Here is a 13,951-nt window from a genome sequence, read left to right on the forward strand (position 1 = left end):
CTTCATGGCTCCTTGGTGATTTTTTAACTTATTTAATTGCTTGGTAAAACTCATAATTTAAACTAAATAGTAGTTCCAGATGTTTTTCGGTTGTATATTAATGAGCTTTAAATTGAATTCTGATTATCTTCTAGGATGATGGTAATACTTTTAGTTAAAAATTATTACCATCAATTTAAATAGTTTAATCGATTTAATAAGCATCATGCGTACCAAACTATAAAAAAACTTGACAGTTTATGTACTATATTATTTTTGTAATAAAACTTAAAAAATAATTGTAAATATGTAAAGTCAGAATGATTTCCGTTGGTTGTTAATAGTTTTAAATAGGTGGACTAATCTTATTAAATAATTTACTGAGCTTTAATAATTTGCCCATTTACGTCCACGCTGTCGTCCGACATTAAATAAACATATAAAGGCATTATATCTTCAGGTTGTGCTATTTCGCTTTTATCTTCTGCGGGGAAGGCACAAGAACGCATATTGGTGTTAGTTGCGCCTGGATTTATTGCGTTAGTACGTAATGTTGAAGTGTCGTATTCATCGGCAATAACTTGTGTCATGCCTTCAGTTGCAAATTTAGACATACTATATGGTCCCCAATATGCTCGTCCTTGATTACCTACGCCAGATGAGGTGAATACTAAAGAGGCTTTAGGTGCTAATAGCAAGGTTGGAATTAATGCCTGCGCCAATAAAAACTGTGCAGTAACGTTAACATTCATTACATCAGTAAACATTTCCTCATTTATTTGAGTAAACGGGCTAAGTTCGCCTAATGTAGAAGCATTTAATAATGCACCGTCTAAGTGACCAAATTGACCGCTTATGGTTGAGGCCATATCAATATAATTTTGTTTAGTCGCACCTTTTAAATCTAAAGGAATAATTGCCGGCTGAGGCAAACCTAAGGCAATAATTTCGTCATAAACAGCTTCAAGTTTGCTAACCGTTTTACCAAGCAATATTACAGTAGCGCCTAATTTAGCATAAGTAATTGCAGCTGTACGACCAATGCCAGCTCCAGCGCCAGTGATCAAAATGGTTTTGTTAGTTAAACTGGCGTCTTTTATTGAATAATTAAACATCTTAGGCTCTTATTGCGGTAATTGATAAAATTGCTTGGCGTATTCTACGCGTTGAGATTTTCATTGACGAGAGAAAAGTGAATTAACAGGGAAATATTCATGAAAAAATAAAAATTACTAGCGAGTTTGCAGATCATGAGTTAACTTTAATTGATCTAACTGCTATTTAAAACGTTAGTTTGAAATAGCAGTTGATGTTAAGTTGCAAATTAAATTAAAAGTAAATAATGCAACAACATACACAAGTTATTATAAAATTTAGGCATGGGGAATTCACATGAAAAAGCTAGCTCTCAGTATTGCTATTATAAGTGCACTTAGTTTAAGCGCTTGTAACAATGAAACTATCGAAGATGTACAACAAGACGTGGCAGAAAATGGTAGTGCTGTAACTCCGCTAGCTCGTGTTGTTTTTGATCCCGCCAATGGTATTTTGTCAGCACCTAACGATTTATTATTTTTAGGTACTCTTGATGGCACTTTAAGTATGCCTACTGAAAAAGATGCAGCGGGTAACGAAATTGAATTCCCTGATTATGCGGATCCCTCTACAGCATTAGGTGCTCTTGATGGCTGGTCAACAACGAACCCTTTTGTAATTGCTATTGATTTTACTGATGATACTTCGCTTGATGCTAGCTCAGTGCAAAACCCTGCTTCTGTTCAAATTTTTGAAACATTAATGGGCGGTGATACAGGTTGTGAAGAAGTTCCTCGTGGTGCTGCTTGCTCGGTTGTCAGTGAATTAACCTTTGGTGTTGATTTTGTTACTCAAGCATCAGGTAACAGTGTTGCAGTTATTCCGTTAAAACCACTAAAAGCTAAAACGACTTATATACTAGCGTTAACTAATAATTTAAAAGACAGTAATGGTAAAGCTGTTGCTGCGTCTATTACTTATGACTTAGTCCGCCAAGATATTACTACTCACCCGTTAGCTACGGAATCACAAAAAAGTTTACAGGGTGTTATTAATAGTTATGAAAATGCTATTACAAAAGCTGGCGCAGATAAAGATGCGTTAATTTATACTATGGCATTAACAACGCAATCAGCGGTGGATGTACTCACTACTACTAAAGCATTGATGGCTAATAATGTACCTGCAATGGTTGAAAGTGCGATGAATGGAACGCCAATTATTGGTGTTCAAGATACTGGCATGTCAGTTGCTGATATATTAGCTGGCCAAATACCGGCCTCGTTAGTGCCTTTATATTCATCAGCTAACTTTATGCAAGGTAGCATCACCCTACCTTATTATTTAGGCGTGCCTAGCGCAGAAAATCCTCAAGCGCCGGTAAATGATTGGTGGAAGTCTTTATGTGATTCTGGGGCTATATTAGCCGGCGTAGCTGCAAAAATTGCTGCCGGCGAACTTCCCGCTGAAACCATTCCAGCTGCGCCAGTAAGTGTTGATGATGGTACTTGTATGGCTGTATCAGCGGCAAATGAATTACCAGCTCCTGGATTGAGATCGCTTGGCTTTGACGATAAACGCCATTTAACCAAGTATAGCCCGGTACCTAAAGCTAATGCAGATATGGCAGTGACCGTACAAATGACCACGCCAGATATTAATGTGGCGAATGCTGTTAGAACGGGGTTAGGCTTACCTGCCGATTTAGCTGAGCCAGATAATGGCTGGCCAGTAGTCATATTACAGCATGGTATAACCTCGAAAAAAGAAGATATGCTTGCTATGACTGGTATTTTATCTATATATGGCTTTGCAACGGTAGCAATTAATCATCCGCTACATGGAGATCCCGATGTGTTTGCAGGTTTATTGTCTGGAGGAAGTCGTGGTTTTGACTTAACAGGCCCTGACGGTATTCCAGATGGTGTTGATGATATTAATGCGACGACTGTTGATGCTACTCATTATATGAACTTAGCTAGTTTACTAACTACGCGTGACAACTTACGTCAATCAACATCAGATCTAGTTGGCTTACGCTTAGGCTTAAATTTCTTAGGCGGACAGCATAGCGAAGGTAATGCAATCAATGTTGATAGCACTAATGTACACTTTTTAGGGCATTCATTAGGCGCAATTGCAGGCGTTAACTTTATTGCTTTAACCAACTCGGCGCTTAATCCACAAGTTGATCCTTTATTCGCTGTTAAAACCAATAGTTTAGCTATGCCGGGTATTATGATCGCTAACTTCTTAATGGAGTCAGGCACCTTTGGTGATGTGATAAAATCTAACTTAACGTATGCGGCATCAGAAGATTTTCAAGGGTATGTTGCGCAAGTTCATATGAGTGAAACAGCACCAACTTCAGATGAACTAGTTGGCTACTATCAAGACTTCTACCTGTTGTTAACGCCAGAGCAACAAGCCGAACTTAACGGTACCTTTACCCAGTTTACCTTTGCAGCACAAACAGTTATTGATTCTAGTGATCCTGCAAATTATGCGGCAATGATGAAGGCAACGAATACGCCTACACATTTAATTGAAGTTGTTGGTAATGGGAGTGATAATTTAAGTGATCAGGTTATTCCTAATGCAGTATCTACTACACCATTTGGTGGAACTGAAGGTGCAATATCATTATTAGGTTTATCTAGTGTGAGTAACAGCACAGAAGGCTCTGGCGCGGTACGGTTTACTTATGGGCATCATGGTTCAATCTTAACTTCTGCTGTTCGAGCCGAAGCTCCTGATGCAACTAAAAATGCAGCGGTGACACAAGAGATGCAAGGGCAGGTTGCTGGCTTTTTTGCCGCAATGGGACAGTTAATAACCGTGACAGATACTGATGTAGTAAATTAGCCTTTAACTTTGTAAATTGCCTTAGTTTTTTAATTTCAGTAACCTGTTTACCTAGCCCTCAATTGAGGGCTTTTTTATTACTCAATTCCTATGTTTATAAACACTTTTTCAAACTCTGTTTTCAAGGCGGGAAAATAGTGTAGAATTAGCGCAATTATTTTTATTCACCTTAACGATTAAACCCTCAGGAGTTCCCTTGGAATTTTTATACGAATACGGCTTATTTTTAGCTAAAACAGTTACTTTTGTTTTAGCGGTTATCGCTATTATTGTTGCTATTGCAGGCGCTGCAATGAAAAAACAACAAAAAAAAGGTGAGCTTGATATTACTGATCTATCAGAGCAATTTACTGATACAGAAGAAGACCTTATTCATGCATTATTAAATGAAAGCGAATTAAAAGAAAAAGAGAAAGCTGATAAAAAGAAAGCGAAGGAACAAGCTAAAGCAGATAAAAAATCTGCAAAGTCTGGTGCTGAAACTGAACCAAAAAAGTCACATGTGTTTGTTGTTGATTTTAACGGTAGTATCGACGCTAAAGAAGTGAGTTCATTACGAGAAGAGGTGTCTGCCATACTTTCAGTGGCTAAACCTGAAGATGAAGTCTTTGTTCGTTTGGAAAGTGGCGGTGGCATGGTACACGGTTATGGTTTAGCTTCATCGCAACTTGATCGTATTCGCCAACATAATATTCCATTAACAGTATCAGTTGATAAAGTTGCTGCTAGTGGTGGTTATATGATGGCTTGTGTTGCTAATAACATTATCTCAGCACCTTTTGCTATTTTAGGCTCTATTGGTGTTATTGCTCAAGTACCTAACTTTAATAAGTTATTAAAGAAACATGATATTGATTATGAACAATTTACCGCAGGTGAATTTAAACGCACAGTGACCATGTTTGGTGAAAATACTGAAAAAGGTAAAGAAAAGTTCATTGAAGAATTAGAAGAGACTCATGTTTTATTTAAAAAATTTGTAAGTGAACGTCGTCCAAGTTTAGATATTGCGAAAGTAGCAACGGGTGAACATTGGTTTGGTACAACAGCACTAGAGTTAGGTTTAGTTGATAGTATTCAAACTAGTGATGATTACTTACAAGCTAAGAGTAAAAGCCATAAAGTTGTAGCGATTAAATATGAAGTAAAAAAAGGTTTAGCAGAGAAGTTCTCTAAAGCCGCTTCGATATCAGCAGAAAGCTTTATCGGTAAATTATTACAACGTAATAATGTTTTTCCTGGCTAACTAGCGTTACAAAACGGAATATAAAGTTGTGCCGTTTACTTATCCTTTCGAGTAATTATAATCCTGGTTTGGACTTGGACTTGGGTTTGGGCTTTGATTAGGTAGTGCTAGTACAATAAAAAAGCCTTGTTGATTAGACTCAACAAGGCTTTTCACGTTCATATGCTTGTAAAAGTTAGTTGTTTTTTAATTTATCTATACTTTCAATATCATGACCTGCATCCTCATCAAGGTACATCTCCATATCAAATTGTTCTTCGCTCTTAGCAACAATCAGACTCACCATACTATCTCCAGTAACATTAACGGCGGTTCGAGTCATATCTAGCAAACGATCTACACCGATGATGAGTGCTATACCCTCAACAGGTAAACCAACTTGTTGTAATACCATGGCCAGCATGATTAAGCCCACACCAGGCACACCAGCCGTACCTATTGAAGCAAGTGTCGCGGTCAAAACTACGGTTAAGTAATCTGCTAAGGTTAAATCTTGACTAAATACTTGTGCAATAAATACGGTAGCAACACCCTGCATAATTGCTGTGCCGTCCATGTTTATGGTCGCCCCAAGCGGCACCGTAAAAGAAGCTATAGAGTTTTTAACGCCCATTTTTTGAGTTGCTGTTTCTAGTGTTACTGGAATGGTTGCATTAGAGCTTGCGGTTGAAAAAGCGAATATGGTCGCATCACGCATTTTCTTTAAAAAGATAATAGGGTTTAAGCCAGTTAGTGCTTTTAATAGTACAGGATAAGTAACGAAAGCGTGTAAGATAAGTACAAAGAAAACAACCAAAAAGTATTCAATTAAGTTACCAAATGTTGCTAATGAAACGGTAGTAAACAAACTTGCCAATAAGGCAAATACACCATACGGTGCGATATTCATTAAAATACTTACTAAACGCATAATAACAACGTTCATGTCTTCAAAAAAAGCGGTGATTCGTTCACCTGCTTTGCCTGAAAGGGCGATAGCTATACCAAAAAGTAAGGCGAAAACGATTGTTTGTAGCATGTTACCTTGCGCAAAGGCTTCAAAAGGGTTAGTTGGAAACATCTGAATAATGACTTGAGCTAACGATGGTGCTTCTTTGCTCGTAAATGTAGCATCAGTAGCCATATTTACACCTTCACCTGGTGCAACGATTAGCGCAATTGTCATCGCAATACTGATGGCAATACTTGTGGTTATTAAATATAAGCCAACTGCTTTGCCGCCTATACGACCAAGTTTACTGGTGTCTTTTAATGAGCATACGCCACATACTAAAGAGACGAAAACTAAAGGCACCACCAGCATACGAAGGCTAGCCATAAAAACCTGACCTATTATTTCTAAAATGCCATCAACAAAAAAACCTCTGATAGAAAAATCAAATAAGTAAAGGGGGATAATTTTATCTGAGCCATTTGGCATTAACCATTGCAAGAATGTGCCAAATAAAATACCGGTAACCATACCTATAACAATTTTACTGGTTAAACTCAGTTTTTTTATACTGTCTTTATTCGTGGTTAGATTGGACTTGTTTATTTCTGAATTTTGATTTTTTTCTATAGCCATAAGTTATTCTGCAGTTTGAATTTGGATGATTAGTGAGTTTATTGATAAAGAAATAATAATACTAACAAGACTAAAGTTAATATTTGAACTTAAAAGAAATTAAGGTTAGCAATAATTGAGTAGATTAAATACAAATTTATTTGGATTAAGGTAGGACTACAACAATCAAAATTCTTTAATGAGAAAAAAAATGTATTCTTTTTGTAATAATGAGTACTTTTTTGTTTTTTATCAGTTAATATAGTTTATTAGGTGTAATTTTATAAGAATAATTTGAGGACGCATTTATGCAGTTACTTCGACGTTTAAGTTTTACCATGTTACTGATGTCAATGATGACACTCGTAGCATGTGGTGGCGGTGATATTTCTGGTGGAGAAAGTAGCGATGGTACAGGTGATGAAACAGAGGATGGAGTGACGCTAACAGTAACAAAATCTGATGGGGAACTATCAGCAGTAAATGATATCACTATTACCGCTACAGTATTGGCTGGCGAAACCCCGGTATCGAACAAAACCGTTACCTTTTCATTAGCTGTTGATACTATGGGCGTTTTAGACCCGTCATCGGCAACAGCTACAACCGACGCTAGCGGTATGGCTAGTATTGTCGTTAAAGTAACTGATGTAAGTGGCTCGGTTAATGTGATTGCAAGTTATGAAGATGCATCAGATAACATTAGTTTCGAAAGCTTAGGTGATGGTATTACCGTTGTTGAGGATGAATTAAAAGCTGCTTCTATCAAGTTATTTGCTAGTTCTCAGCAACTTGCGTCAAGTGGTGCACAAGCTATTGATTTATTTGCTATAGCAAAAGATGCGAACAACAATTTACTTGAAGATATTACTATTAACTTCTCATCCGATTCAGGTGAAATAGGGAAGGTTGAAGAAACAGATACTGATATAACGGGGGCTGACGGTCAGGTCGCTAAAGAATTATCTACCTTAATTGACCCAAGTAATAGAACTATCACTGTTACGGCCACTAGCGGTAATATTAGTGATTCATTAGAAGTTGAAGTCGTAGGGACATATTTAACGCTAACAGGATCTGCTTCCTTAGCATTAGGTAATGCTGCTAATTATGTAGTGAATGTTTTAGACTCTGATGGTAATGGCATTGCAAAAACAGATGTTACAATCTCCGCTTTAGATACAGGCGCATCTTTAACTTTTCCAGAAACTATTACTACTGATAGTAATGGGCAAGCTATTATAAACATAACAGGTACTACTGGAGGCGCTAATACTATCAGTGTATCAGCATTAAATGCCTCTGTGAGTAAAAATGTATCAGTACAATCTGACTCTTTTTTATTTACTGACTTTAGTCATAATGGTGTGGACTTCGTAAATCCTACAAATGAGCCTACTGTGCCTGATGTATCATTAGCACAAACGGCATCAGTAACTCTTACTTGGCAACGAAGTGGTACAGCCGTTGTTGACGGTACTCCAGTGACATTTACGACAACACGAGGTGTTTTATCTGCTGATAATGCGATGACAAGTGGTGGTGAAGTTAATGTCACATTAACATCAACTGATGCAGGTAAAGCGCTCGTTACTATGGTTGGTACAGATACTGTTGACAATGAAACGATAGAATTGACGAATGAACTGGAGTTTGAGTTTTATGCTGATACAGCAGACACAATAACAGTGCAGGCTTCACCTAACTCGATTGGTCCTAATGAACAAACGTCTACAGTTTCTGTTGTTGTTAAAGATCCTAGCGGTAATTTGGTTAAGAATAAAAAAATAAAATTTGTCTTAGAAGATGTCAGTGGTGGTTCAATATCTCCAGCTACAGCGGTTACTGACAGCAGTGGTAGTGCTTCAACGATTTATACTTCTAATAGTACGTCAGCTCAAAATGGTGTTGTAATTACCGCTGTTGTAGAAGATACCCCTACAGTAAGTAATAGTGTTGAGTTAACAGTGGCTGAGCGAGAGTTGTTTATTGCGCTAGGGACTGGTAATGAGCTAGAGGAGCTGGATGCTAGTTCTTATGTTAAAGAGTACACAGTGATTGTTTCTGATGCTAATTCTAACCCAGTAGAAGGTGTTGAAGTAACGCTTTCAGCATTACCTGAACAATACCGTAAAGGTTTTTGGGTACCATTATATGATGGAGATGAATTTATTGTGTGGAGTGCCCAAGGGGCAGATAAATTAGAGTCTTTAATGGTTGACCTGTTACCAACGAAAGAATGTGATAATGAAGATATTAACTTTGATGGGTTTTTAGAGCTTGGTGAAGATATCAACTCTAATCGTATTTTAGATGATGGTGAAGATATCAACTTCGATGGTATTCTAGATGTTGGTGAAGACTTCAATGGGGATGCTCTATTAACGCCTGGCAATAAAGCATCCGTTCCTGGAAGCGTAACAACTGACTCTGATGGTAGAGCTATTGTTCGTATTGTATATGCTCAAAGTTATGGCCAATGGCTTGATATTAAATTGGTAGCATCATCAAAAGTCAATGGAACAGAGAGTTCAACAGAAGCAATATTTACTTTACCTGTGTTAGCTAGTGATGTGAATAATGAAGATATTTCACCTCCAAGTTCAGGCGTTGGGCTTCGCGGACCTTTTGGCTTATTAAACGATTGTAGTTTAAATATTTCAGATGATCCAAAACAGGACGGAACATAATAAAAAATAAATTAAATGATAAAAAAAAGGCTTCTTCGGAAGCTTTTTTATCATTTAATAACGCAATAAAAAACAATTATAAAATTTTATAGCTCTATTATTTACCTTTTTTAACAATCCCCCCTTATGTTTTCATCAAAAGTCTATTATGATTGCCGCTAATTATCGGTAAATTATCACTTATACAGTATAAAATCATTGAAATTTACCTTCATCAAACCCATTAATTGTATTAATAGAATCTCCTAAGAAGTAAATAAATACTTGTTAGTTAGACTATTTATAGATATACCTATAAATAGCTAAGCAGAAATTATTTTCAGTAAAACCTAAAACGAAGTATTAAATAAGATATTTTTTGATATCGCGATCTCATTTTTATCAAGTATGCTCGCACTTAAATAAATAGATCAGCGTTTGAATAAAAAGGCAAAACGATTTGTCTTTATTGAAGGATTAGAAATTTTTATGGCAAAATCATTGGTTATTGTCGAGTCGCCAGCCAAAGCGAAAACAATTAATAAATATTTAGGTAAAGACTTTATTGTAAAGTCTAGTGTTGGTCATGTACGTGATCTTCCTCACGGCAGCACAGGTAAAAAAGTACCTGCTAAATCTCCAGCTGAAGTGAGAAAAATGGCCCCCGCAGCAAAAGCTAAATACAAAGCTAAGCGTGATAAGTTAGCGTTAGTTAATCGAATGGGTATTGATCCTGAGAAAAACTGGGAAGCTAACTATCAAATACTCCCAGGTAAAGAAAAAGTAGTCGCTGAGTTGAAAAAGCTTGCAGATAAAGCCGACACTGTCTATCTCGCAACCGATTTGGATCGCGAGGGAGAAGCGATAGCCTGGCATTTAAAAGAAATTATTGGTGGTGAAGAAGAAAAATTTCGCCGCGTAGTTTTTAATGAGATAACAGAAAGTTCAATTCAACAAGCTTTTGCCACACCAGGCGAGTTAAGCATGCCGGGTGTTAATGCCCAGCAAGCTAGACGTTTTCTTGACCGTGTAGTGGGCTTTATGGTTAGTCCGCTATTATGGAAAAAAGTAGCCCGTGGCTTATCTGCAGGTCGAGTTCAGTCTGTTGCCGTAAAACTGGTGGTTGAACGTGAACATGAGATTAAAGCGTTTGTTCCTGAAGAGTTTTGGGAAGTTAGCGCTGATACACATGCAAGTACCGGTGAAGTTTTAGCCCTAGAAGTAACACATGACAATGGTAAAGCTTTTAAGCCGACTAACAAAGCTGATACAGACAAAGCATTAGCTGTACTTGAAAGTGCTGATTATACAGTAAGTAAACGCGAAGACAGACCGTCAAAAAGTACGCCATCAGCACCTTTTATTACTTCTACCTTACAACAAGCAGCGAGTACTAAATTAGGTTACGGTGTAAAACGAACTATGGGCTTAGCCCAACGTTTATATGAAGCGGGTCATATTACCTATATGCGTACCGATTCAACTAATTTAAGTAAAGACGCTGTAGAAATGTGTCGTAATTACATTAGTGATAGCTTTGGTAAAAATTATTTACCAGAGAGCCCTAAAACTTACGGTTCAAAAGCTGGAGCTCAAGAAGCGCATGAAGCTATTCGTCCATCAAATGTAAAACTTGAAGCTGCGTTGCTTGAAGGTGTTGATGCGGATGCTAAAAAATTATATGAATTAATTTGGCGTCAATTTGTTGCTTGTCAAATGACAGCTGCACGTTACACCGTAAGTACGTTAACAATTAGTGCCGAACATTATGACTTAAAAGCAAAAGGCCGTGTAATGCAATTTGATGGTTGGACCAAAGTTCATCCGCAATTAAGTAAAGGTGATGATAAACATTTACCAGATTTACAAGTAGGGGAGGCATTAACGTTAGATAAGTTAGAGCCAACACAGCACTTCACTAAGCCTATTGCTCGTTTTGGTGAAGCCTCACTAGTTAAAGAGTTAGAAAAACGCTCTATTGGTCGCCCATCGACTTACGCATCAATTATTTCTACAATCCAAGACCGAGGATATGTTCGTTTAGATAAAAAGCGTTTTTATGCTGAAAAAATGGGTGAAATTGTAACCAATAGTTTATCTGGCAGCTTTGAAAAATTAATGAACTACGAGTTCACCTCAAACATGGAGCAAGAGCTTGATGAAATTGCTGCTGGTAATGTTGATTGGAAAGCTGTTTTAGATGAATTTTATAAAAACTTTACTACTAAGTTAGCTAAGGCTGATCAACCATCAGAAGATGGTGGCATGCAAACCAATGAACCAGTTTTAACTGATATTGATTGTCCAACCTGTAACCGGAAAATGGGTATTAGAACAGCACAAACGGGTGTTTTCTTAGGTTGCTCTGGCTATGCCCTACCGCCAAAAGAACGTTGTACTACAACGATGAATCTTACCCCTGGTGAAGAAGCGGTAAGTGTTTTAGCAGAAGATTCTGAAACTGAAGCATTAATGGCAATGCGTCGCTGTAGTAAATGTGGTACGGCGATGGACAGTTATCTTATTGATGAAACCCGTAAGTTACATGTTTGTGGTAATAACCCAATTTGTGACGGCATAGAAGTAGAACAAGGAACATTTAAAATTAAAGGTTATGATGGACCTGTTTTAGAATGTGATCGTTGTGGAGCTGATATGGAGCTTAAATCGGGTCGCTTTGGTAAGTATTTTGATTGTACTAATGATGAATGTAAGAACACTCGTAAGTTATTAGCCAATGGTGAAGCTGCGCCACCAAAAGAAGACCCTGTACAGTTACCTGAACTTGAGTGTGAAAAGTCAGAAGCTTATTTTGTTTTAAGGGATGGCGCTGCCGGCATATTTTTAGCGGCTAATACTTTCCCTCGCTCAAGAGAAACCCGAGCGCCAAAAGTTGCAGAGCTTCAACGTTTTAGGGATCGTATTTCAGAAAAGTTCTACTACCTTGCAGATGCCCCTGTAGAAGATAATGAAGGGAATTTATCGATAGTACGTTATAGTCGTAAAACAAAAGAACAATATGTAATGACTGAAATACCGACGACCGATGGTAGTAAGCCAAAAGCTACAGGTTGGACTGCTAAGTATATTGAAGGAAAATGGGTTGAAGATATCCCAGTGAAAAAAGCAGCTAAAAAGAAAGTAGTTAAAAAAGCTGCACCGAAAAAGGCAGCAGCTAAAAAAACAAAGGCGACTAAAGAAACAGAAAAATCTGATTGATTTTTATTGTAGCTGTTAAGCGTTGAGATAAAAAAATAGATACCTACTGGTATCTATTTTTTTATCTAAGAGAATACTGTATTTAAGCATACTTTTATCCAAGAAAAGAATACCTTTATCTATGTAGTTAAATAAGCCTAATCTAATCCTTCAATCTCATCTAAAGCTTTTCTTGCCTGTGCTAGTGTGCAATCGGTACGAGCCATTAAACTGGCAACGGTGAGGTTTTCTATTCGAGCGGCAGATAATAGTAACTGCTCGTGATTTAGATGTTGATATTCTTGTTTAAGTAACTTTGCAAGCCATAACCAAGAGGTTTCTTGCTCTGCTTCGATAAAGTCAACAATTGCTTCTAGTTGGGAAGTATTAGCTTTTAATAACCAGTTTCTGGAACGCCCAATTCTGCTTAACTCACAACTAAGAGAGCGGATATAAGCTTTTAAAGCATAAGCTTTCATCGTACGTCGAAGAAAGCTAGGTAAGGTAATGGTGTTAATAGGTTCCACAGTGAACGTTGTCTTAATGATAAATAAAAGCGCTAGCTTAAGTTAGTGGTGAAGTAGCGGTACAGAGTACAGCAGAGTCAATCGCTTACCACTTTTTCTTAGGTTGAAATAGTAAGTCTAATTCATCTTCTTCATTTTTTGCTTTTTTAGCTGCATCTTTTGCATTGGTATGTTTCAAAGCGTCGGTTATTTCTTCAAGTTGTTGAGTCACTTCAACTTGCTTTTCAGTGATATAGTCATTTCTGAGTGTACTACTAGATAAGCTTTGTAAGGCTTTTTCTAAATACTGTCTTGCCGAGCCTAACATGTTTTTATTATAAGCCTGCGTGCCTCGTTTAACTAAGCTTTCAATATTTATTTTAAGTTGCATTGTTGCTAATTTTTGATCTTCAATTGTATATACTTGAGCGTCTAAAGCTCCTTTACTTTGCTCTGATTTAATAACAGCACGTAATTTTTTTATACATTGTAAGATACTAACAAGGTGTTGTTCGTTATCAGGTAAAGCAAAGTTTTCTTCGGTTGCTTCTTGACTCTTGGCAAGATCTTGTGAGGCTTTTAGTGTTGCTTCTAACTCTTTAACACGCTTTTTTATACCCTTTACTTCAGGCATTAGCTCTTGCATATTTTTAGCAGCATTTAAACTGCGTCGGTTAAGTATTTGTAGAATATTAGGATTTGTTGGTAAGTTAGTTAAATACATGATGAGCTCTTCGCTTTCATCAATAATAGCTTTTTGCTTAGCAACTTTAATTCGCTTTTCAGCTTCTAACTTTTCTTTATGTTGTTGAATAGAGGTAACAACAACAACAATAATGATTAAGGCAACAATTAACCCAATAATAATAGCAAGCATCTAAAATTCTCATGAAAAAATAAACTATTA

8 protein-coding genes are annotated in these 13,951 nt (G+C 37.1%); 4 read left to right on the plus strand and 4 right to left on the minus strand.

Annotated features, from left to right (window positions below; genetic code table 11):
* Window positions 1–356 precede the first annotated feature (356 nt).
* Window positions 357–1,094 (minus strand): YciK family oxidoreductase, encoded by a 738-nt coding sequence (locus tag KO502_RS01570; protein WP_216020794.1) that lies wholly within the window; start codon window positions 1,092–1,094, stop codon window positions 357–359.
* Between the two features lie 277 nt (window positions 1,095–1,371).
* Here KO502_RS01570 and KO502_RS01575 point away from each other — a divergent pair, with 277 nt between their 5' ends.
* A complete protein-coding gene (locus KO502_RS01575) occupies window positions 1,372–3,879 on the plus strand; it encodes a VolA/Pla-1 family phospholipase (protein ID WP_216020795.1) in 2,508 nt (835 codons plus the stop codon).
* A gap of 196 nt (window positions 3,880–4,075) precedes the next feature.
* Window positions 4,076–5,125, plus strand: a complete 1,050-nt coding sequence (sohB, locus tag KO502_RS01580) for a protease SohB (RefSeq protein WP_216020796.1) — start codon at window positions 4,076–4,078, stop codon at window positions 5,123–5,125.
* Window positions 5,126–5,300: 175 nt separating this feature from the next.
* Here sohB and KO502_RS01585 read toward each other — a convergent pair whose 3' ends face one another.
* Complete coding sequence (locus KO502_RS01585) at window positions 5,301–6,692, minus strand: dicarboxylate/amino acid:cation symporter (protein ID WP_216020797.1); 1,392 nt, start codon at window positions 6,690–6,692, stop codon at window positions 5,301–5,303.
* A 287-nt stretch (window positions 6,693–6,979) separates the two neighbouring features.
* Here KO502_RS01585 and KO502_RS01590 point away from each other — a divergent pair, with 287 nt between their 5' ends.
* Complete coding sequence (locus KO502_RS01590) at window positions 6,980–9,361, plus strand: hypothetical protein (RefSeq protein WP_216020798.1); 2,382 nt, start codon at window positions 6,980–6,982, stop codon at window positions 9,359–9,361.
* A 468-nt stretch (window positions 9,362–9,829) separates the two neighbouring features.
* A complete protein-coding gene (gene topA, locus KO502_RS01595; RefSeq protein WP_216020799.1) occupies window positions 9,830–12,559 on the plus strand; it encodes a type I DNA topoisomerase in 2,730 nt (909 codons plus the stop codon).
* Window positions 12,560–12,696: 137 nt separating this feature from the next.
* Here topA and KO502_RS01600 read toward each other — a convergent pair whose 3' ends face one another.
* Both KO502_RS01600 and KO502_RS01605 read right to left on the minus strand, forming a co-directional pair.
* Complete coding sequence (locus KO502_RS01600) at window positions 12,697–13,065, minus strand: ribosome recycling factor family protein (RefSeq protein ID WP_216020800.1); 369 nt, start codon at window positions 13,063–13,065, stop codon at window positions 12,697–12,699.
* A gap of 85 nt (window positions 13,066–13,150) precedes the next feature.
* On the minus strand, window positions 13,151–13,921 hold the full coding sequence (locus KO502_RS01605) for a hypothetical protein (protein WP_216020801.1): 771 nt from the start codon (window positions 13,919–13,921) through the stop codon (window positions 13,151–13,153).
* Window positions 13,922–13,951: the final 30 nt, after the last annotated feature.

Origin of the sequence: Colwellia sp. E2M01 (assembly GCF_018860585.1) — a bacterium.
Taxonomy (GTDB): domain Bacteria; phylum Pseudomonadota; class Gammaproteobacteria; order Enterobacterales; family Alteromonadaceae; genus Colwellia.